Below are 23,665 nucleotides of genomic sequence, written 5' to 3'. Positions count from 1 at the left end.
TTTGGAATAACTTCTTTAAGTTATATATATTTCAAAATTATTGACATATAAGCGCAATACAAAAATTTACCAACCCAACAAAAGTAAACCTAACTTAAGTTTGACAAGCCCTATAATAAAAGCAACTATTATTTCATTAACAGTTATATTTATATCATTAACCTGTAACACTAAGCTATACAACTTCCAAAAAAAGCTCAAGCTAATATAGGCGGAGGAAAGCAAACAGGACTTATTATAAGCAATATCCTATCCAAGTCAGAGTGCTCAGTATTATACACAAACGATCAACCTGTAAAATATAACTTTTTCCTATCAGCATACCAAGATAGAATTCTTACAGGAGGCTGGAGCATAATCGATATAACAAATATCATAGCGCAGGTAAAGTCATCGAACTGTAAAGACGATAACTACCTATTACTTAATAGCCAGAAACTTCTTGATAATCTTCTCATTAACAAAAAACTAATCCCAATGACATCAGAACTTACAGGATTATATCGTATCCAGCGAAATTAATTTAACTTATGATCAAACTCTGGAACTATCTTCTTCAGCAACGCCACCTGGGCTTCTGGCTTCTCTGCAAATAGCTCTTTTAAATTATTTTCTAATATCCTTATATCATAAAATATTTTTCTACCAATGAAAATATCTTTATACTCAGTACTAATATCATTTTCATCGACAAGCAACTCTTCGTATAGTTTCTCACCAGGACGTAAGCCTATTATTTCAATATCAATATCATCTCTGCCTGATAATTTTATAAACTGCTTAGCAAGATCAAGTATCTTGACAGGTTGACCCATATCTAAAACAAAAATTTCAGAATTTTTTGCAATGGCTCCAGCTTGTAGTACTAGTTCACAAGCCTCTGGTATCAACATAAAATAACGCGTAATCTCAGGATGAGTAACAGTAAGAGGACCACCATTTCTAATTTGCTCTTCAAATTTTGGAATTACACTACCACTACTACCAAGCACATTGCCGAAACGCACTGCAGCAAGCTTAGTATTTTTTGGATCAACATTTTGTAAATACAGCTCACAAACTCTTTTAGTAGCTCCCATCACATTGGTTGGACGCACTGCTTTATCACTAGAAATCAGAATAAATGACTCAACACCTGTTTTTATGGCTAGATCTATAGCATTCTGGGTACCTAGTATATTATTTCTAATAGCTCTAGAAATATTTTCCTCAACCAAAGGGACATGCTTATAAGCAGCAGTGTGGAAGACTATATTTGGTGAATATTTTTCAAAAATTTTAGCAAACGAATCTTTATCACAAACAGAGCATAAAATACTCTTAATATTAATTTTTTTACACTCTTCCGTGATTTTATATAAATTAAATTCACTATGATCTAATAAAACTATCTGCTTGGCTTCATATTTAATACATTGTCTAACTATTTCAGAACCTATGCTTCCACCAGCACCGGTGACAAGTATAATTTTTTCCTTGATAAAATTTGAAATAGATTGTTTATCTAAACTCTTAGAATCTCTAGATAAAAGATCATAGACTGAAACAGGCTTTAACTGTGACATAAAACTCTCATCTTGGAGCACATCTTCAAGAGGCGGCATAATTTTAATTTGACTAAAATCTTTTTCTAATTCTTTATAAATTTTTTTAATAATTTGATTAGCACTTTTGGGTAGAGCAATAACTAATAAATCAAACCTTGAAGAAAGTAACATTTTTTTTAGCTGTGCACTAGATAGAATTCTTTTACCATCTATACTTCTTTTTTGCAAAGTTTTATCATCATCAACAAAACACTTTATGCGATAACCAACCGAAGCAAGCTCTTGAGCTATTTTTGTACCAGCAGCACCAGCACCATAAATTACAGCTGTTTTTGATTTATTAGTCAATCTTCTATTAGTCAAATGCCAATAAAAATATACTCCTAAATTTATTAAAAATACATAGAATAAAAATTCTGAGAATATTAGTGCAAATCGAACTTTACCATAAAAAATAAATGCAACTATAAAAAATACTGGAAGGTTAATAAATACTTTACGCAAGAAAGTCTTTTGTGTAGATTTTCTCCAGCTTGCCATATAGTCTCTAAGAAGTAGAAAAGATGACAAACACCTTAAAAAAATAAGAAAAGCTAAAAAATATGAATTAACAACTTGCTTGAAAATATAAGAAGTCCAGTTTACTGTAATAATAGTGAGGAATATTATTACCAAAAAATTAAGTACTCTTTTATCATATAAAGATTTCATTCAATAAAAAATAATAGACATTACTGGTTTGATTATACCAAAGTATCTTAACTATATCTCGTTTATGTAAACTAAATTTTTCTTATATGAAACTGATTCAACAGTTTTTACATTTTGCAAATACCAAGATATCCATAACTCTTTTATCAGAAAGCTAATCTTGATTACATCTACACTATTACTAGCAAAGTGTTTAGTGTTAATCTTTTTCGCTAGCTTAGCCTTAAGCTCATCAACTTCTAATTGGTAAACTCTATCTCTTTGTAGGTTTAGTTTAGTCTTATCTAATCTGTTTTCTAAAGCTTGAATATAATACTTATACCTCTGCAAATAAGGCATAGGTTGTGTTAGATAATTGTCACTAAAAAGCTCATTTAGCTCATTTCTGACAGCTGTAAAAAGTTCGATAAAATTAACTGCTATTTTCTTCACATTAAGTTTTCTATCAAGTTGCTCTTTTGCTTTAGCTATCTCTGCAAATAGTAGTTCAACCTTAGTTTTATTAGCTACAAAACTCTCTAAGCCTCTATTATAAAGCGCTTCAAAGCTTTTTTGGCAATATGGTAATTCATTCTCAGTAAAGAAACTCAAATCAATAGCTTTATTAATAATACTATCTTTTGAATCATAAATTTCAATGACATCGATAAGCTTATTAAATCATTGTTTTTAATACTTTTTGATAAATAACTTTGTAAGCGTAATTTAACCAGCTTTTTCACAGCATTTTGCATACAAACTTTAGCTTCTGCAGCTGTTGCTTTATATCCTAGTCGCACACCATCTTGATACTCTTCAAGACAATTATAAACCTTGATATTTATACCATGTTCTCTTATTTGACTAGTATGCTCAATAGTACCAAACTGCCAATCATTATAAACTTTATCTTCAACTATTCGCTGCGGATGCTGCACTAAGTCTTTAAGTTTTTGTTTTAGCTTATATATGTCTTTATCTATAGCTAGAATTTTACCCTGTTCATCAACAACTTTTATATTTAGTACCAAGTGTTTTTCTAGCTCTTGATTGTGCCAAATAGTTTCATCAACAACAAAACCAACAATACGAGTAATATGTTTTGCAATAACAGATTTTAACTGTTTATATCTATCAGCTTCAAAGTCTATTGATTCAAATATTGCTTGGGCATATGTTAGCACAGGTACACAGCTTTTGCGGATATTTTTTGGTAGTGATTTTAGTAGCGCGACAATCCTATCATATAAAAAACCATACACGCCCCACTCTATTACTGTAAGGTTAATATCATTAAGAAAAACAATAGGTACGGTAATAGTTATACCATCTCGCTCATCTAATGAATCAAAATAATACTCTAACGGTAAATACATATCACCAATATTCAAAACATCAGGAAATTTCTGCTGTGTAATGTCTTCTGCATTATGTTGCATCAGCGTTTTTATATCAAAAACAAAATTTTGCTGCTGCTCTTTAGAGAGAGTCTTTGACCATTTATCGAAAGTCACACCATCATAGACATCATCTGGAATAAGATCATCATAATGCTCAAATAATACCTCTTCACCAACCAAGATATCTCTTCTACGCGATTTGTTTTCAAGATCTTCAACTTGATTTATAAGCTTAAGATTTTGTTGATAGAAATATGCCTTAGAATCAAAATTACCATTAACTAAATCTTCGCGAATAAAAATCTCGCGTGCATCTTGAAGATTTACCTTCGAGTATTGTACTAGCCTTTTTGAAACTATTTCTAAGCCATACAATGTTACTCTTTCATTTACTATTACAGCTCTGCGTTTTTTACTCCAAACAGGTTGATCATAATGTTTTTTAACAAGGTGTCCTGCCAAGCTCTCTAGCCACTACGATTCAATTTTTGCAACATTACGAGCATAAATCTTGGTTGTCTCGATAATTTCAGACGACATTATCCATTTAGGTTTACTTTTAAATTGTGAAGATCCAGGAAATACAAAAAATTTAAGGCCCCTAGTACCTAAATACTCTGCATTTTCATAGTTATAGCCAATATTACTTAAAAAACCACTTGCGATAGTTTTATGGAGATTTTCGTAATTTAATTCTTCGGTTGAAGATAACTTCCACTTAAACTGATGAACAACCTCAATATTTGTCGATAAATATCATTCCACTCATTAAATCTAACTGGTGAAATAAAATTCTTTTTAAAATATTCTTTTTTCTCTCTATTAGATAATTCTTTTAAATCAGAATTTAATCTATTTGCTAAATTAAGGATAGTGATAAAATTTGAAGACTTATCCTTATCAAGCGAATGTATTTCTTCAGCCTTTCGTTTAAAATTCAAAGGTCGCTCACGCGGGTCTTGAATACTCAAAAAACTAACGATTGAAACTATCTCTTTAAGAGTATTTTGTCTATATCCTTCGATAACTATTTTTGCTAATTTTGGGTCTAATGGCATAGTTGCCATTTTCATCCCATCATCAGTAATTTTAGGCTTTGAATAATTAAGTTCTGAAATTGCTTGTAGCTCAAATAAAAGCTTAAAGCCATCTTTAATAAATCTCGAATCCGGAGGATCCATAAAAGGAAAATTTTGGATATTGCCTAATCTCAAAAATAACATCTGCAAAATAACTGATGCTAGGTTAGTACGCAAAATTTCAGGATCTGTGAATTCTTTACGATTATTAAAGTCTTCTTCGCTATATAGCCTTACGCAAATCCCTGCAGATAACCTACCACAACGTCCTGCCCTTTGATTAGCACTTGCTTGCGAGATTTTTTCTATTGGTAAGCGTGGTACTTTTGTGCGATAACTATATCTACTTATCCTAGCTAAACCCGAATCTATAACATACTTTATGCGTGGCACTGTCAAAGAAGTCTCGGCTACATTTGTCGCTAAAATAATTCTGCGTGTAGAACACTCAGGATTAAAAATTTTGTTTTGATCTTTATTTGATAGCCTAGAGAATAAAGGTAAAACTTCTGTAAATTTAAGATCTTGCTTATTCAGATATGCTAAAGTTTCATGAATATCTCTTTCTGTTGGTAAAAAAACTAATATATCACCACTACCAAGTTCATCAATAGCATATAAAATTCTTTCCTGTAGTGAAAACTCATTAAAAACCTCATCATTTTGATAACCGATTTCTACCGGGTAAGTTCTACCGCTGATTGTAATAGCTTTAGCATTATTAAAAAATGTTATAAACTTGTGATAATCAATAGTTGCCGAAGTTATAATAATCTTAAGATCAGGTCTAAAAGGTAAAATCTTCTTTATATACCCAAGTAAGAAGTCAATATTTAAACTTCTCTCATGAGCCTCATCTATAATAATTACTTCATATTGTGACAAAAATCTATCATTTTTTATCTCAGAGAGTAATACGCCATCAGTCATTACCTTTATTAAAGTATTTTCATCACTTTGATCACTAAAGCGAATTTTATAGGCAACTTTTGACTGATAACTAATTTCTGCAGCAATTCTAGTAGCTATAGCTCTAGCTGCAAGTCTTCTAGGCTGAATATGCCCTATCAAACCACGCTTTCCTAAACCAAGATCTAGACATATTTTAGGTAATTGAGTTGATTTACCTGAGCCTGTCTCACCTGCGACAACTATAATTTGATTCTATTTGATAAGTTTTTTTATCTGCTCAACTTTGTTACTAACAGTAAATCTGGATAAGTTATCTTAGGTAAATTTTGCTGATTAGTTATAATGCAACCAAAGACTTTAACTCAGCAATAATCTCAATGTCTGGATTTTTTTAGTTTTAAAGATTGCTATATATTTAGCGCGTAATTTAGTTGGTATTTGATTAATATAATCACTATATAAACTTTTATTTATGTTCATTCTATTTAATTAATCGCTTTTTTATACCTGTTAGTTTTAGAATTTTATTAAGTAATCTTAAAACCAACATGATGGTTTTACTTATAAAAACAAAAACAGCTAACAAAACTAAAACAATAATATCTTTTAAAATATTCCAGAAAAGCTCTAATAATGAGAAGAAAGCTTTTAGCTTCATAGTAATCAATAGAAATTTATATTCTTAAGAAAGAATTATAACATGAATAAAAGATAATTGATTTAATAAAGAATCAAAGCTTTGCTAGAATTGCATTTAGAGTCTTACTAGGCCTCATTACCGCATCTAGTTTTGCTCTATCCATATGATAGTAGCCACCAACATCAACTTTTTTACCTTGAGCATCATTTATCTCTTTGACAATTTTATCTTCATTTGCTTTTAGCTCTGTATAAATTGGCACAAACTTATTTTTTAGCTCAGCATCATCTGTTTGCTCAGCAAGAGCCTTAACCCAGTAGAAAGCTAAATAAAAATGGCTTCCTCGAGTATCAAGCTCACCAACTTTACGACGTGGCGACTTATCATTATCTAAAAAATCCTTATTTGCTTGAGATAACGCCTCTGCTAATACTCTAATCTTAGCATCTCTTGTTTTGATAGCTAAATCCTCTAAAGATGCTCCTAAAGCTAAGAACTCTCCAAGAGAATCCCATCTTAAATGGTTCTCTTCAATAAGCTGCTCAACATGTTTCGGTGCAGAACCACCAGCACCTGTTTCAAATAAACCACCACCTGCTAGAAGTGGTACAATTGACAGCATCTTAGCACTTGTGCCAAGTTCTAGAATTGGGAAAAGATCAGTTAAGTAATCCCTCAAGACATTACCTGTAACAGAAATCGTATTTTTGCCAGCTTTCATTCTTTTTAAAGAGTACTTAGTCGCCTCTATCGGTGATAAGATTTGGATATCTAAACCAGTTGTATCATGTAAAATTAGATATTCATTAACCTTGGCAATTAGGTTTCTATCATGTGCTCTTTTTGAATCTAACCAAAAAATTGCTGGATTCTGGGTTACTTTAGCTCTATTAACAGCTAGTTTAACCCAGTCCTTAACAGCGATATCTTTTGTCTGACAAGCACGCCAAATATCACCTTTGTCGACTTGATGTTCAAATATCACATTACCATCAGCATCGATAACTTCAACTTTACCATCAGCTTGAATCTCAAATGTCTTATCATGTGAGCCATACTCCTCAGCCTTTTTCGCCATTAGACCAACATTCGAAACATCACCCATAGTCGCAACATCAAAAGCACCATTTTCTTTACAGAAATCAATAGTTGCAGCATATACTCCAGCATAACACCTATCAGGAATCATCGCTTTTATATCTTGAAGCTTGCCAGCTTTATTCCACATCTTACCAGATGAACGGATAGCTACTGGCATTGAGGCATCAATAATCACATCACTTGGCACATTGAGATTGGTGATACCTTTATCAGAGTTTACCATTGCTAAATCAGGCTGTTTTACAAATACTTTTTCAATATCAGCATTAATTTTATCTTGGAGATCTTGAGGTAGTTGCTTGATTTTCTCTACCGCATCACCCCAACCATTACGAGGATTCACACCAAGCTCTTTAAATTCTTTAGCATATTTTTTGAAAACATCTTCAAAGAAAATCTCTACAGCATGACCAAATAATATTGGATCAGAAACTTTCATCATTGTAGCTTTCAAATGAAGTGATAGTAAAGTACTCTCTTTTTTAGCTTTAGCAATTTCTGTTTTATAAAATTCTCTTAAAGCTTTAACAGATATCTTAGTAGCATCAATAATCTCTTTTTTTTCTAATGCAAAATTTTCTTTAAGAACTTTTTGAGTGCCTTTAGTATCTGTATGTACTATTTTAACCTTAGTCGCTTTTGGCACTATATAAGATTTCTCATTAGCATAGAAATCATTATCAACCATACTCGCAACATGTGATTTTGAATCTTTTGTCCACTCACCCATAGAATGTGGATGTTTTTCAGCATATCTTTTAACTGCATCAGCTGCTCTACGGTCAGAGTTACCCTCTCTTAAAACTGGATTTACTGCGCTACCTAGAACTTTTACATAGCGTGATTTAATTTTTTGCTCTTTGTCATCTTTTGGCTCAAATGGATAATCAGGTATTTTATAACCTTTTGACTGAAGTTCTTTAATTGCCGCTATCAATTGTGGTATTGAAGCACTAATATTAGGTAGCTTGATAATATTTGCATCAGGAGTTTTTGCTAGTTCTCCAAGTATTGATAAATCATCAGACTGCTTTTGTTCATCATATAGATAGTCGTTAAAATTTGCTAGAATACGCGCTGCTAGAGAAATATCTTTGGTTTCTAGCTTGATATCCGCGACTTTAGTAAAGCTCTCAACTATTGGTAAAAATGATCTAGTTGCTAATGCTGGAGCTTCATCTGTGAATGTATAAAATATTTTATGCATTAAAATCTCCTATAGATAGAATTTCATTTCCTCAAATACTAACATAAAGCTAATAGGTATTTAATATCTCTTGTATTTTCTCATCAGACCTTGCAACTACTGCAAAATCCTTATGCTCAATTATTGGTCGTTCTAAAAGCCTAGGGTTAGCTGCAACAATCTCGATAAGTTCAGTTTCTGTAAATTCTTTATCGCTAAAATTTTCTTTCCAAATATTTTCTTTAGTACGAACTATATCTTTTATCGAAAGCTTAAGCTTTTGAAGTAGTGCTACGATCTCCTCTTTTGAAAAGGCTTATCTAGATATAAATGTATCTCATAATTGATATCATTTTGATCTAGAATTTGCTTAGCTTGGCGTGATTTTGAACATTTTGGATTATGATAAATTTTCATAACAGTATAATACACTTGGGATATTTATAATTATACAATTACATTGGTGTAGAAGTCATAAAAAAATAATTAATTAAGTTTATTTAATGTATCAACATAGGTAAATATTATATAATGTTTACTAGGGTTAATAAAGTTAGTTTTAAAATAGATATTCAGAGGCTTAACAATATAAAAAATAACTTTAGTAACTAATCTAAAAAGCTTCAGGAGGTCCTTATGATCACTAAACCATGGAACAGAAACTACCCCAAACAAGTACCTCTGTCTATAGATATTCCTAATATAATTTTAAACGATATGCTCAAAGGCGTCAATCAAGATTTCGCTAATAATGACGCACTAGTATGCCATGGTGAGAAAATAACATTTAACAACGTTGATAACTATACCAATAAATTTGCTGGGTTCTTACAAAACAACTGGCAGCTGCAAAAAAGTGACCATATCGCGATTATGCTGCCAAATATTTTACAGTTTCCTATAGTAATTTTTGCTTTGATAAAGCTAGGTTGTGTTTTTATCAATATAAATCCACTCTATACCAGTAGAGAAATTAAAGGAATTCTCCAAGATTCAAAAGCGAAAGGAATTATCGTGCTATCAGCACTATCTCATAATGTTGAAGCTATTGCAGATGAATGTAAAGACTTAAAACACCTAATGGTTACAAAAATTGCAGATCTTTACCCAAGCCCTAAGAAACAAATAATCTCTTTTGTAGCAAGGTATCTTAAAGGTATGAAAAATAAATACTCAAAAGATAAATTTGATACTTTTGCTGCTGCAATAAGCTCAGATCATAAACCAGACTACTCAAGAATTACCATAACCTCTGATGATATTGCTGCATTGCAATACTCAAGTGGTACCACTGGCACACCTAAAGGCACTATACTCTTACATAGAAATATTGTTGCAAATATCTATCAGATAAAAGCTTGGACAGAAGGATTTGATGTAAATCTCAGTGAACAAATAGTTATCAACGCGCTGCCAATATACCACATATTTAGTCTAACAGCTAACTTGTTTCTGTTTTATTTCTCAGGTGCCTTACAGATTCTTATCCCTAATCCAAGAGATATCAAAAGTTTTGTTAATGAAATGAGGAAAAATAATTTCTCGACAACTTTTGGTGTAAATACCCTTTATATCGCGTTATTGAACAATCAAAAATTTAGAAAAAGTAAATTTAACAATTTTAAACTATCTATAAGTGGTAGCATGTCAACTCTCGAAGCTGTAGTGAATGAATGGAAAAAAGTTACCGGGGTTGAGATTAAGGAAGGCTATGGATTATCTGAGATGTCCCCTGTAGTTACTGTCAACTCTCTTGAAAACTCAAACTTTAATGGTAGTGTTGGATTCCCTCTACCTAATACTGATATTAAAAATATATGATTATAATGGTAATGAGTTACCACAAGGCGAAACAGGTGAGATTTGGGTTACTGGACCCCAAAAACCCTGGCTTTTGGAGTTTGCCAGAGATAAACAAAGAGCATTTTACTAATGATGGCTGGTTAAAAACTGGCGATTGGGTTATCTCGATGAGCAAGGTCGTTTAGTGATATCTGGACGAATAAAACATATGATTATTGTCTCAGGTTTTAATGTTTTTCCTAAAGAAATTGAACTAATACTAACCGAAAAAGCTGAAATCGAAGATGCAGCAGTTATTAGAGGACATTCTGATGAAACAGGTGAAATGCCAGTTGCTTTTGTGGTTGTTAAACAAGGTAGTAAACTAACCGAAAAACAAATATTTGAGTACTGTGAGACTAAACTAGCTCACTACAAATTACCACGAAAAGTAATCTTCAAAGATGAGTTACCTAAAGATACTGTTGGAAAATAGATGTAAATGCATTACAAAAAGAATATGCTGATAAGTATGAACAATAAATAAATTAAACAGCTTGCTGCTTAAGGAGCTAAAATGTTCAACAAGATTTATAAGATAGCCAAAAAAGCCACGCCGGTAATTTCGCAAACAGAACAAACTGCCCTTAATGCTGGTGATAATTGGTTTGAACAAGATATATTTCAAGGTAAACCTGATTTTAACAAGCTACACAGCTTAAAAAAATTTGAACTTACTGCAGAAGAAAAGTCATTTTTAGAAAATGAAACAAACCGATTATGTGAAATGCTTGATGATTGGCAAATAAATTATCAACAAAAAGATCTGAGTATTGAGGCTTGGGATTTTATCCGAACTAAAGGTTTCTTAGGCTTAGTCATTAGTAAGGATTATGGTGGTAAAGGTTTCTCAGCTGCGGCTCATTCTGAGATTGTAATGAAACTAGCAACAAAAAGTGTCACTGCTGCAATTACAGTGATGGTACCAAATTCACTAGGTCCAGGTGAGCTTTTAGTCCACTATGGTACAGATGAGCAAAAAGATCATTATCTACCAAGACTAGCAACTGGTCAAGAAATACCTTGTTTTGCATTGACTGGTCCTAAAGCTGGGTCTGATGCAACCTCGCTACCTGATTATGGTGTTGTTTGCTATGAAGATTTCAATGGTCAAAAAACTCTCGGCATCAAGCTAAAAAATATTAATAAACGCTATATCACATTAGCTCCTATAGCTACCCTAGTTGGCTTAGCTTTTCAATTACAAGATCCTGATAACTTACTTGATGGCAGCGGTAAAGAAGGCATAACATGTGCACTACTACCATATAACTATAAAGGCCTAGAAATTGGCAGACGTGGTTTTCCGCTTGGACAGGCTTTTATGAATGGCTATATCAAAGCTAAAGATGTTTTTATTCCGATTGATCGGATAATTGGTGGACAAAAAATGGCTGGTGAAGGCTGGCGCATGATAGTTGAGTGTTTGTCTATAGGTAGAGCAATTTCATTACCAGCCTGTGGCACAGCTAACACACTAATGTCTACAGTTATGACAGCTGCTTATGCTAGTGTACGTGAACAGTTCAAAGTTCCAATTGCCCAGTTTGAAGGTGTCCAAGAAAAACTTGCTGAAATTGCTGGGCTTGCATATATCGCTAATGCAACTCGTCAATTTACAGTTGCAGCTGTTGATAGTGATATTCGACCATCAGTATCATCTGCTATAGCCAAGTATCATCTAACCGAGATGGGTCGTATTACTATCAACAATGCCATGGATATCCATGGTGGCCGTGCGATTATTATGGGGCCAAATAACTATCTTGCTATTCCGTATATGGCTACGCCAATTGGTATAACCGTAGAAGGCGCCAATATTATGACACGAAATCTGATGATCTTTGGTCAAGGAGCGATGAAATGCCATCCATACATACGTGATGAGATAGAAAGATTGATGAATGATGATGAAGAGCAATTTATTAGTAATTTTAAAAGTCATTTTAAATATATGGCTCTCAACGGTACACGCACACTTTGGTATGGTTTAAGTGGTGGTTTCACTGCTCCTAGCTACCCTTCTAAGTTTAAACGTTACTATCGCTATATTTCACATATGAGTACGGCATACTCTTATGTTAATGATATTTCAATAACTGTTTTAGGAGCAGGTCTGAAGCGTAAAGAAAGATTATCAGCTCGTCTAGGCGATATTATGAGTTACCTGTATATGGCTGTTGCTGTATTGAAATACTATAAAGATACCGATGAGCCTCAAAGTGATGATATTTTTGTCGATTGGAGTGTCCAACATTGTCTATACCAAGCTCAACAAGCAATGCTAGATTTATTTAGAAACTTCCCAAATAGACTATTTGCTACTAAAATGAAACTTTTTGTTTTTCCTTATGGTAAAAAGTTCAGAAGACCTTCAGACAAACTTGAAACGCAAATCTGTAAATCATTAGTTAGTAACAGTGCCACTAGACAATCTATGAAGAATAAATGTTATATTCCTAATGATGATAATGATCCGATCGGTAGAGTTGAAAATGCATACTTAGCATCGTTAGCAACTCATACTATCAAGAAAAAAATAACTGATGCGATTAAGGCTGATAAATTACCTAAAACTAACTGGTCAAACTGTATTGATGCAGCTATAGAAAATAAAATCATCTCACAACAAGAAGCTAATACTGTTAAAGAAATGCTTACTAAGGTTGATAATATTATTCAAACAGATGAGTTTGATGATTATGCTCTAGGACCTAAAAATGCTCATCCAGAATGGCAGAAAAATCCTGAAAAATAGTGTATCAATGCCATTCCGCCTAAATGCGGAATCTAAAAATGATGCAGATATAGACATTGAGAGGACAATATGACGGAGTTAGAAAAGAAATTTGAAGAAATCCTAGTAGCTGTTCGTGATGCGACTATTGATTTTAAGCCTGATAATAGTCAAAAACTAAAACTGTATGCTTTTTATAAGCAAGTTAAAGAAGGAGATAACAATACTAAAAAACCTTCGGCTTTAAAGATGGTTGAGCGTGCTAAATGGATGGCGTGGGATGCAATTAAAGGTATGTCGAAAGAAGATGCTATGCACGGTTACTTAAAGGTTTTTGGCAACGAGTATCTTCCTGCTGGAGAAAGTGATAGTAGTAAGCCAACCACAGTGACAAATAAACTGGAACCTGTAGAACATAAATCACAGCGTAAAGCTATTGATAAAATTGCTGTACTTGGTGCCGGAACAATGGGAACACAAATTGCCACTCACTTTGCAAATGCTAGATTTCCAGTTGTACTTTTTGATTTAAGATCTCAACAAGATAATCCTAATGCTATTATTGAAGATTCTTTAGCAAAGCTTACTAAGTTTAATCCAACCCTTTTTGGTTCAAAAGATGCTATCAAGTATATTACTCCAGCAAACTATGAAGATAATCTTGATCTTTTGGCAGATTGTGACTTAATTATAGAAGCTGTGGCTGAACGTATAGATATAAAAGAAAACTTATATACAAAGGTTTCTAGTCATATAAAAGAAAATGCTATTTTAGCATCGAATACTTCTGGTTTAAGTATCACAAAGCTTGCTGAAGTATTACCAGAAAATCTAAAAGTTAATTTTTGTGGTGTGCACTTTTTCAATCCTCCTCGATATATGCCTCTAGTCGAGCTAATTCCACATGCAAATACTAATGTTGAAATTTTAGATAAACTAGAAACATTCTTGGTTGAAAAACTTGGCAAAAGTATCATCCGTGCTAAAGATACTCCAAATTTCATCGCAAATCGCTTAGGTATATTCTCGATGCTTGTTACTTGCTACTACACTGAGCAAATGAATATCCCCTTAGAAGTTGTTGATGAGCTTACAGGTAAAAAACTAGGTCGTGCTAAAAGTGCTACTTACCGAACTGCAGACTTAGTTGGTTTAGATGTACTATCTCACGTTGTTAAGACCATGAAATATAATCTAGAAGATGATTGGCAAAAATTATACGAAACACCTAGTTGGATTCAAGATTTAATCGATAATGGTTCACTTGGTCAAAAAACCAAAAAAGGTATATACATAAAAGAAACCGATGGTATCAAAATACTTAATTTAGATACTGGAGAATATCTCCCTGCTGATAAAAAAGCTGATAAAGAAGTCTTAGATATTTTAGCTGAAAGATATTGGAGTAAAAAGCTTGAAGGTTTACGCAATAGTAACAACCCTCAAGCTCAATTCCTATGGGCAACTTTTAGAGAGATGTTCTTATATGCTGCTCATCTAGTAGGAGATATTTCTAACTTTCCTAAAGATATGGATTTGGCAATTCGTTGGGGATTCGGTTGGAAACAAGGTATCTTTGAAATATGGCAACTTGCTAGCTGGCATAAAGTTACTACTTGGCTAAAAGAAGATATATCAGCAGGCAAAGCTTTATCAACAAATACTCTACCTAGTTGGGTTGATACTCTAGATATCGGTGTTTATCAAAATAATAAAGAGTTTAGTTTCGATGATAAAACACTAATATCTCGTAATAGCCTAGATGTCTATAAACGCCAACTCTTCCCTGATAATGTAATTGAGCATACAACTACGCTAAATACTCAAATACTTTATGAAAATGATGGTGTCAAACTATGGCAAATAGATGATTATAGCAATATTGGGATACTATCATTTAAGAGCAAAATGTGTGCTATTGGTGATGATGTTTTAGATGGCATATCTGAATCTATTAACTATGCTGAAGAAAATCTTGATGGGATTGTTATTTGGCAAGAACAAGATGTCTTTTCAGTAGGTGCCAACTTAGAAGAGTTTGTTATAAAATTTGCGATGAATGGTAAAGCTGCTATTGAAGAAGTAATTCGTAAGGGTCACAGAATTATCAGCAAAAAATTACGTTATAGTAAAATACCTGTTGTAGCAGCTGTCAAAGGTTTTGCATTTGGTGGTGGTTGTGAAACTGTCTTACATAGTGATGCTGCTGTAGCTGCCTATGAAAGCTATATAGGTCTTGTTGAAGCCGCGTTAGGAATTATCCCTGGTTGGGGTGGCTCCAAAGAAATGACTGTTAGAGCATCAAAAGCTCAAGACTATTGGAAAGACTTTGAGCGTCTCTATAGAAACCTTGCTCTGGCACAAGTTGCTAAAAGCGCTTATGAAGCCAAAGAAATGGGCTTTTTACGCGATGATGATATAATTGTAATGAACATTAAAGAAATATTACTAGTAGCTATTAAGAAAGCTCAACTAATGGCTTTGGCTGGTTACCAACCTCCTTTAAAACAAAAAGTTCCTGTATTTGGTGAAACTGGTATTGCTACGATCAAAGCTCTACTAGTAAATATGCGTGATGGTAATCAGATATCTGAACATGATTATAAAATTGCTGTAAATCTAGCTGATACTATGTGTGGTGGTCAAATAGAAAAAGATACTGAAGTTTCTGAAGATTGGCTACTAGAAAGAGAGTTAATAAACTTCAAAGAACTAGCAGTATCTGAAAAAACAGAAGCTAGAATGAAATATATGCTAGAAACTGGCAAACCACTAAGAAATTAAGGAGTAATTGTCATGAGTGAAAACGTATATATAGTCGCTGCAAAACGCTCTGCTGTTACAAAAGGTAAAAAAGGTGGTTTTGCGAAAAAACGTCCTGATGAGTTACTAGCAGATGTACTTAAAAAAACAGTCGCTGAATCCAATATTAATCCTAATGACATAGAGGATATCGTTGTAGGCTGTGCTATGCCTGAAGCTGAACAAGGTCTCAATGTAGCAAGAATTTCTTCACTTTTATCAGGATTACCTAATATTGTCCCTGCTTTTACGATTAATCGCTATTGTAGCTCTGGTTTACAATCTATTGCTATTGCCGCGAATGAGATTGCTCTAGGTAACATCGATGTTGCTATTGGTGGTGGTGTTGAAAGTATGAGTATGATTCCATTTGGTGGGAATAAGATGTCTTTTAGCAAAGAGATCTTTGCTAAGGATGAAAATGTTGCTATTGCTTATGGTATGGGTATCACTGCTGAAATGGTTGCTAAAGATTGGAATGTATCACGACAAGATCAAGATGCTTTTGCCCTTGAAAGTCATCAAAAAGCTATCAATGCAATTGAGAATGGTTATTTCAAAGATGAAATTCTACCTATCGATGTTGATCATTTTAAACCAAATGAAGAAACAGGTGACATCATCAATTACAAACAAACTATAACAGTTGATGAAGGTACACGTAAAGATACTTCTTTAGAAGCTTTGACTAAGTTAAAACCAGCTTTTGCATATGGCGGCTCAGTTACTGCAGGTAATAGCTCACAAGTATCAGATGGTGCTGCAGCAGTAATTTTGGTTAGCGAAAAATATCTTAAAGAACACAATCTAAAACCTTTAGGTCAATTTCTAGGATTTGCTGTAGCTGGTGTTGATCCACGCATTATGGGAATAGGACCAATTAAGGCTATACCAAAAGTACTTAAACAAACTAACTTAAATATTGATGATATTGACTGGATTGAGCTAAATGAAGCTTTTGCTGCACAATCATTAGCTGTTATTAATGATTTAAAGCTTGATAAAAACAAAGTTAACCCTTGTGGTGGTGCTATTGCTTTGGGTCACCCGCTTGGCGCAACTGGAGCTATACTAACAGTCAAAGCCCTACATGGACTACATCGTACTGGTAAAAAATATGCTATGATTACAATGTGTATCGGTACTGGTATGGGCGCTGCAGGTATTATTGAAGCATGCTAATTTTAATGTACATTAAAGCTAAGCAACCTATATAAATAGCTAAACTTATATAACCAAATTCTAAATTAATTATAGGCTAACTAAAATGATAGATTTAAGTAATTACACACCAATTGATTTTCCATGGGATTTTACTTGCTTTAGTAAGATAGATAAAAATCCTCTTGGCATACAATTACCTCTGTATTATATCGGTGAACGTACACCAGATTCAAATGCTTACCGAATCATGTTGGTTGGGATAATGTCATTCATGGTGTATTATCGCATTAATCTGTGATTATATTCTTGGCAAGCATGTTTTAAGTATTAGTAAGTCATTTTGTATGACTCGCAACTTAAATATCAAGTACCTAAAACCAACTTATAGTAAGGTAGAACATATATTCAAAACTACTATTATTCGTAAGGGTCGCACAACCGTTTGGATTAAGGTTAATATATATAATGAACAAGGTGATTTATGTGCTTATGCAGATGCGGATTTTGCACTTTTAGAAGAACATCATACCAAACAAAAAAATATCTCTAGTTACAATCTTGAAGATTTAGTCGCACATCTTAAATAAGTTCTTTATTTGCCATTTCTGGTAAAAATTTATACACAATAACGATAAATTCAACAATACAAGCTCCCATAAAATATAACACTGGTGCATAACCATAATTATGAGTAAGATCCAAAACCCTTGAAATAAACATACTCTCTATAAGTGCTTTTGAAACCAGAACCACAGATATTCCAATATCACGTATATGTACAGGCAAAACCTCTGATAAAACTAACCAGATACACACTCTAGACACAACCCAAATACCATAGCAAAAAAAGTTGGCTAAGAAAATTCCAGAAACTAGAAATAACTGAAATACTCCATTGCTCTACCACGAAATTTAGCTACACTAGTTTCTGAGATATAAACCGGAATTACCGTTAATAAAAATCCTATTGATATTCCTCGTAGAAGCATTGATAATATAATGTTGTATAAGCATTAGAAAACATCATCAAAACCATAGAAACTGTAAATAGGAATGCCTCAGCTCAAACATTTTTTCTACTTAAAAAATTCATTAAAGGTCCTGATATAAACTTCGATATCAGTGCACCAAAAAATACAATACCAGCTATTTCCAATAGTTGCGTAAGATTAAGGGATAACTCCTCTTTTATAAATGTTAATGTACATTGAGATCACGCCTATATCAAATCCAGAGCAAATACCTCTTAAGATTATTAGGGTTATGACTATTTTTTGGTATTGAGTTACTAGCATTAGATTCTCTTTATTATAAATTTGAATTAAGTACTTAACAATTAATTAATAACCTCATAACTATAAATGATATACTAAATAAAGCCAAAGTTTTATAAGAAATTAAAGGAAAAGTTACTTATTGGAGATTTTACTTAAATAATATTTTTAGTGATTTATAAAGCATATCTTTAATTTCTAGTCTTTGCTTTTTAAGATCTTCAAGTTGTGAATCCTCGAACATACCAGTACTTTCGAGATTATATATTTTTTTAGCTCTTCATATTTTTTCATCTGGTTACTGATATGATAATCTTCTTTAATATTATTTAATTGCTCTCTTAACTCAGGGAATTCTTTGACTAGTCGATGATGTTCTAACATATAAATGCTCCTAGCATTTTTGATTTATAACCTAACTGTATACCTACTAAGAGATAAAAGCAAACAAATTATATAATTAACTTTAGTTACTGTAATTGCGTATCTGAGCTAAACTCTGCTCAAACTTGATTTCACCATTATCATAATATGTTTGTAGTTGTGTCTCATGGTGGTATTCACCAAGAGCATAACTGTCATCAAGAACTATAGTTTTATAATTTCCCTTATCATCTTTTATTAAATCAAGACGCCCCTGTTTTGATTTTTTAGCTAGATCTGTAATAGGTTCTTTTTTGACACCTATTAGAGTATTTCCACGCATAATTGCTGAACACTTGATTGCAAATTTGAAACTATCTCTATTTACTGATGATTCATGATTACCTTGCAACAACGCCCCACCCATACCAAAAGCCATATTCTCCGCTGAGTAACCTTTTGCTTTCATCGCTGCTAAAACTTTCTTTGCTAAGCTAATACTTACGCTATCACCTTGAATCAAAGCGACTCTATTTAGAACTTTGTATCCTTTAGAGTTTAACCTACTACCATAACCTTTATCTAACTCACATAATGCATATAAGATATTATCAACCGCATCTCCAGAATCAGGGCGAATAACTAAATTTGCTTTTTTAGCTGTAACCTTATCCTTTAAATCAATCCATGTTTGAATTGCTTTTTTGAAGTCCCAACTATCAGAAACACAAGCATATAAAATACTATTATCACCAAATTGTGTTATCATATTTTCAAAAGCCTGATGCTCACACTCAGTGCCGACACCCCAGCTTGTCATAGTTGAATGTTCACTCGCAGGAATTGAAAATCCAGCCATATTCTCAGCATAAAATTCTTTACAAACATGTAATGCTGCTAATGTATCTGTACCTAAAAAATTAGTTAGATGTGCCGCACCGCCAATCCCAGCTGACTCTTCTGACGAAACACCTCTATAACCAAAATCATGAAGCATAAAGTCTAATTTATCTAAACTATCTGCTGTCTCAAATAGATATTTCTTTATTACCTGTTTTATATTAAAACTAATTGTTGCTACAGTTGTTGGATACCATACTTTTAAAAGTAAAGTCTCAGCAAATCCAGGTAACCAAAATAGTTCTTTATCGGTACTTTCTATAGTCATCAAAACATTATGCAAAGGAACTAGACTACCCTCTCTAACTGCACGAATTCTAATTGGTAAATAACCATTGTAAATATTTAATATCTTCTCAAATCCAACGCGATAAAATGGTAACCCATGAGCTAATAAGATTTTCTCTGCAGCATCTATCATTTGTTGAGTTATCGGTTGAGATAAATATTTTTTTATATAATATTGCAAGCCAAAAAACTTAGTATGATTACCTAAATCTTGATTTGCTGTACCACGACTTTCTAGATAAAAATGTAGATAGCTAGTATCTTTAGGATATTGATACGGATGTGAATGCTTATAACTATCTGTCATTAGAAGCAGGTTATCAAAACTCATAATATAATTTACTAGTAAATAACAGAAATTATAAACTTATATAGGATGAGAATAAAATAATAAATATAGATTAAAGAACTGAAAATAAGTTTTTAGGCTCTTTTATTGGCGGAACCATGTCCATCTGACTGCCAATATCATATTTTTCAGCTAGATCTAAAGTTAAGAGTAAAGTGGAGAAATCTTCAATTGCAAAACCTACAGAATGTAGATTGTGATTTCCTTATCATTTTCATGCCCTTTCTGCCTGTTAAGATTTCCCAAACTTCAGCATGAAGTACTTGTTCTACCTCTTGCGGAGATAAATTTTGAATTTCGCCCTCAATCATTGACTGCTCTTATACTCAACTACAACCTTACCCCTCAATATCAAGCTCAGTTTTACCAGGGCAAGCCACCTAGACCACTGATATGAACACCTTCTTTGATACATTCATTTTCAATAACAATTGCATGAATTTTACATGCAGTGCATACAACGATAATTATCAGCACCTTCACAAGCCTCTTTAGCACTATCACATGCTATAAATTCAAGATCGACATCTTTCATATTATTAGCATATTTTTTATAGTTTGTTGATCTATATCAAAATATCTAACTGTCTGTATAGATCTAATCAATTTATGTGCTAAAGTTTGAAACTCACTCTGTGCTCCTATACCTATTAGTACCATCGTTTTACTATCTTTACGCGCTAGATAATCAGTTGCTAAAATTGTTGTAGCTGTTGTTCTTAGTGCAGTAAGAATTGTCATTTAAGATATTAAAAATGGATAACCATACTTGATTTCACTAAGCTGTCCTGTAGCAATTACTGTTTGTTTAACATATTTTATATTACCTGGATGACCATTTACATACTTATAGGTAAATAGTTTCTTATCTGCTGTCGGCATAAGTTCTAAAACGCCACCTAGTACATGTGCTGCATAGCGTGGAGACTTATCAAATTCACTTCAGCAAATAAAATCTTGTTTTATATACTCAACAAGATCTGTTATGAAATTATTAAAATCATGTATTTGCTCTATTTTTGCCATATCTTGGACTGATAAAATTCTCATATTATGCCTATTAATCGTTAACTTGTGTCATTGTAGTTTAGATATCTAATACTTGTAAATATTTATATATGGATGATTACTTTGTTACTACTAAGACATAACAATAGCTAAAATATCATAAAAATCAATTTCTAATATAGTATTACTATAAAAAATAACAACTAAAACAATTATACTATATAAAGTAACTTATAGATTAGATACGCTGATAAAATAACTCAGTATAGTTAGCTTACATCAATTAAATAACTAGTCTAGCTATAAAAAACCTCAGCTAACACACATCTAGCATTACCCTCACCAACCACTTCGATATTTATAATATCGCAAGCTATAGATGTTGCATATTTATCAATCATTGCCAATTGACTTTGAGAAAAACCATTGTATGCAATTTGCGAGAGTATTAAAAAGCTTTTATCATCTTTATTTTTAACTCTAAAAAATTACCACACATTTGGTACATCTGCTCTAAGAATATATCTATTATTTATTTGACTGTTGAAGAGTTTTTAAAACAAGTTCTCTTTCTATAGCCGACTTTATAGGCTCAAAGCAAACTATAGCTAAATCATTGCCTTCTTTTGCCGTGCCGTAGGGTATTTATTTTTTCATCAGGAATAAAATAATCCATATTATTTTCTGACTATATTTATTACCAACACACTCAATTTTGAAGAATTTAGCATTTCTCTTGAGAAATCAGCTAAATACCTTTTTTACGCATCAAATATCAAATATCGTGTTTCTTCAAAGTTAAAAATATGTTCTGACTCATATTTAATTTCTCCTTCAAAATCATCTAAAACGAAATCATGACCAATAACTACTAGACAAATAGAATAAGCAACTCCCTCAACTTTATGACAATTTAATATTTCTGCCATTGGCTTTATTTGCACTCTACAGTTACATACACTAGTCCTAGTAGTAACTGTCTGCCATTGTTCTTTTTAAAGTAGTAATTTATTGGTAGTTCAACCACTTTTTGTCTAGCATTTTTTCAGAAGTTCCTATATAAAACCGCTTACATTCAGGGCCATTTTATCATAATTCATGGAGACGTTAAGCTTTTGAATTAAGATAATTTTTAAAAAAATTACTTGTTGAAACTGGTTTATTAATAGATTTGATTAAAAGCTTTGTAATATTACTTATATTCCAATCTGCTCTTCTATTAATTACTACTAAAAATATTATTAAACTATATATAAGTACCACCTATAATTCATTAAAGCCAGAATATATCTCTTGAATACGTAATTGTAGAAAATTTAAAAGTCATACTTAAAAACTGTTTAATGTTTGAATAATTAAGGCAAAATTTACTATCAATCTCCACTATAACATTACATCTAGCCTAGATTATATAAGCGTTCTGTAGAAAAGTATATATTTACTAGTTTTATAGATAGTTATATATCATAGTCCAAATAAGAATTATTATATGGTATAATACAAGGTTTCACAAACCCTTAGATTATCAAGGCCTGAAAAGTTTGGGGCACATTTATCACAGAAATGCCCTTCACTACATATACGGCAATGGTGTCTATGATTCATGACAACGATTGTGTCACATTTTACCACTAGTAGTTGTCCATCCCTCTCGAGTTATCAAGAATACCAGTTTGACCAGTTCCAGAAAAATATATAACTAAGTTCAAACTTATCTCCTTACAATTTAGCAACTAAAAAATTGAAGCTATTCTATTAGTCTTAGAAACTAACAATATTTCAATTTATTTTATTCTTTGAATTAAGCTAGTAATTTAAAGTAGCTTTATATTTTAGGGTTTTCATGGAAAACTAATTTATCTATGAAACAAAAATCCATTTATAAGCTGACAGATTTAATATTCCCAACCCCTAGGTTACACCAAATTTAAACTTTTACAGCTAAAATTACCACCCGACCACTTTTCCTGTGGTTCGATCAAAAAGTTATCCTATATCATTTTAGCTTACTCGTCTTCAACGACGCTTTTAACCTTTTCTTTTAAGAGTTGTGATTCTGGAATTATCTTTTTATCTAAAAAATCTCAAAATCCTTGATTAATGTCTCTTTTATTTCATCTTTATTTATATCTTCATATATTAGTTCCAGCAGACTTTATAAATTCAACCAGCTCATCAAAAATTTAGTATAGGAGTTGAAATCTCTCCTGTCATTTTAGGTAAAATAACTCCTATTTGTAATTTTAAACACTCTGTTAAAAAGTCTTGTCAATAAAGACTATCTTTTTAATAAATCACATATGACACTGTTAACAAAATACTTTATATATTTTTAACAAGCTATAATAAAAAAATATAAATTCGAATCTAATTTATTATATTT

General features: G+C 32.3%; 8 protein-coding genes and 8 pseudogenes. 5 read left to right on the top strand and 11 right to left on the bottom strand.

All coding sequences use genetic code 11. From position 1 onward, the window contains the following. Window positions 1-518: 518 nt before the first annotated feature. The 4 genes and pseudogenes from C9379_RS07645 to arsC all read right to left on the bottom strand — a co-directional run bounded on the left by C9379_RS07645 (window position 519) and on the right by arsC (window position 8,972). Window positions 519-2,258 carry a polysaccharide biosynthesis protein gene (locus tag C9379_RS07645; RefSeq protein WP_143385276.1) on the bottom strand — a complete coding sequence of 580 codons (1,740 nt, stop codon included), beginning with the start codon at window positions 2,256-2,258 and terminating at the stop codon, window positions 519-521. 51 nt (window positions 2,259-2,309) lie between these two features. Continuing rightward, window positions 2,310-6,108: pseudogene (hrpA, locus tag C9379_RS07640) on the bottom strand (ATP-dependent RNA helicase HrpA). A gap of 251 nt (window positions 6,109-6,359) precedes the next feature. Then, entirely contained in the window at window positions 6,360-8,576 is a 2,217-nt protein-coding gene (locus tag C9379_RS07635) for an NADP-dependent isocitrate dehydrogenase (protein ID WP_143385277.1), read from the bottom strand. Between the two features lie 49 nt (window positions 8,577-8,625). Next, a pseudogene (arsC, locus tag C9379_RS07630) lies at window positions 8,626-8,972 on the bottom strand (arsenate reductase (glutaredoxin)). Window positions 8,973-9,191: 219 nt separating this feature from the next. Here arsC and C9379_RS07625 point away from each other — a divergent pair. The 5 genes and pseudogenes from C9379_RS07625 (at window position 9,192) to C9379_RS07605 (ending at window position 17,687) form a co-directional block, all read left to right on the top strand. After that, a pseudogene (locus C9379_RS07625) lies at window positions 9,192-10,880 on the top strand (long-chain-fatty-acid--CoA ligase). 34 nt (window positions 10,881-10,914) lie between these two features. Next, window positions 10,915-13,155 (top strand): acyl-CoA dehydrogenase, encoded by a 2,241-nt coding sequence (locus tag C9379_RS07620; RefSeq protein WP_143385278.1) that lies wholly within the window; start codon window positions 10,915-10,917, stop codon window positions 13,153-13,155. Window positions 13,156-13,224: 69 nt separating this feature from the next. Next, complete coding sequence (locus C9379_RS07615; protein WP_143385279.1) at window positions 13,225-15,918, top strand: acyl-CoA-binding protein; 2,694 nt, start codon at window positions 13,225-13,227, stop codon at window positions 15,916-15,918. Window positions 15,919-15,930: 12 nt separating this feature from the next. Next, on the top strand, window positions 15,931-17,118 hold the full coding sequence (locus tag C9379_RS07610) for an acetyl-CoA C-acyltransferase (protein ID WP_143385280.1): 1,188 nt from the start codon (window positions 15,931-15,933) through the stop codon (window positions 17,116-17,118). Between the two features lie 85 nt (window positions 17,119-17,203). Beyond that, window positions 17,204-17,687 (top strand): annotated as a pseudogene (locus tag C9379_RS07605) (PaaI family thioesterase). On the opposite strand, the pseudogene C9379_RS07600 reads toward C9379_RS07605, so the two are convergent. The 7 genes and pseudogenes from C9379_RS07600 to C9379_RS07570 all read right to left on the bottom strand — a co-directional run bounded on the left by C9379_RS07600 (window position 17,680) and on the right by C9379_RS07570 (window position 22,211). Then, a pseudogene (locus C9379_RS07600) lies at window positions 17,680-18,395 on the bottom strand (MFS transporter). The pseudogenes C9379_RS07605 and C9379_RS07600 overlap by 8 nt on opposite strands. A gap of 130 nt (window positions 18,396-18,525) precedes the next feature. Continuing rightward, window positions 18,526-18,758 (bottom strand): annotated as a pseudogene (locus tag C9379_RS07595) (DUF465 domain-containing protein). A gap of 82 nt (window positions 18,759-18,840) precedes the next feature. Continuing rightward, window positions 18,841-20,256 carry a nicotinate phosphoribosyltransferase gene (locus tag C9379_RS07590; RefSeq protein ID WP_143385281.1) on the bottom strand — a complete coding sequence of 472 codons (1,416 nt, stop codon included), beginning with the start codon at window positions 20,254-20,256 and terminating at the stop codon, window positions 18,841-18,843. Window positions 20,257-20,805: 549 nt separating this feature from the next. Further along, a pseudogene (locus tag C9379_RS09010) lies at window positions 20,806-21,156 on the bottom strand (hypothetical protein). A gap of 60 nt (window positions 21,157-21,216) precedes the next feature. Next, a complete protein-coding gene (locus tag C9379_RS09005; RefSeq protein WP_318263456.1) occupies window positions 21,217-21,324 on the bottom strand; it encodes an ornithine cyclodeaminase in 108 nt (35 codons plus the stop codon). A 254-nt stretch (window positions 21,325-21,578) separates the two neighbouring features. After that, a pseudogene (locus C9379_RS07575) lies at window positions 21,579-21,903 on the bottom strand (arginine deiminase-related protein); the annotation flags it as partial. 140 nt (window positions 21,904-22,043) lie between these two features. After that, a complete protein-coding gene (locus C9379_RS07570) occupies window positions 22,044-22,211 on the bottom strand; it encodes a hypothetical protein (protein WP_318263457.1) in 168 nt (55 codons plus the stop codon). Between the last annotated feature and the right edge of the window lie 1,454 nt (window positions 22,212-23,665).

The organism is Francisella-like endosymbiont (assembly GCF_003069505.1).
Taxonomy (GTDB): Bacteria; Pseudomonadota; Gammaproteobacteria; order Francisellales; family Francisellaceae; genus Francisella.
This window is presented reverse-complemented; position numbering and strand designations above follow the sequence as displayed.

Excerpts from the sequence above, each read along its gene's own strand:
- C9379_RS07645 (WP_143385276.1), bottom strand. The coding sequence starts at position 2,258 with ATGAAATCTTTATATGATAAAAGAGTACTTAATTTTTTGGTAATAATA.
- C9379_RS07635 (WP_143385277.1), bottom strand. The coding sequence starts at position 8,576 with ATGCATAAAATATTTTATACATTCACAGATGAAGCTCCAGCATTAGCA.
- C9379_RS07620 (WP_143385278.1), top strand. The coding sequence starts at position 10,915 with ATGTTCAACAAGATTTATAAGATAGCCAAAAAAGCCACGCCGGTAATT.
- C9379_RS07615 (WP_143385279.1), top strand. The coding sequence starts at position 13,225 with ATGACGGAGTTAGAAAAGAAATTTGAAGAAATCCTAGTAGCTGTTCGT.
- C9379_RS07610 (WP_143385280.1), top strand. The coding sequence starts at position 15,931 with ATGAGTGAAAACGTATATATAGTCGCTGCAAAACGCTCTGCTGTTACA.
- C9379_RS07590 (WP_143385281.1), bottom strand. The coding sequence starts at position 20,256 with ATGAGTTTTGATAACCTGCTTCTAATGACAGATAGTTATAAGCATTCA.
- C9379_RS09005 (WP_318263456.1), bottom strand. The coding sequence starts at position 21,324 with ATGAGAATTTTATCAGTCCAAGATATGGCAAAAATAGAGCAAATACAT.
- C9379_RS07570 (WP_318263457.1), bottom strand. The coding sequence starts at position 22,211 with ATGGCAGAAATATTAAATTGTCATAAAGTTGAGGGAGTTGCTTATTCT.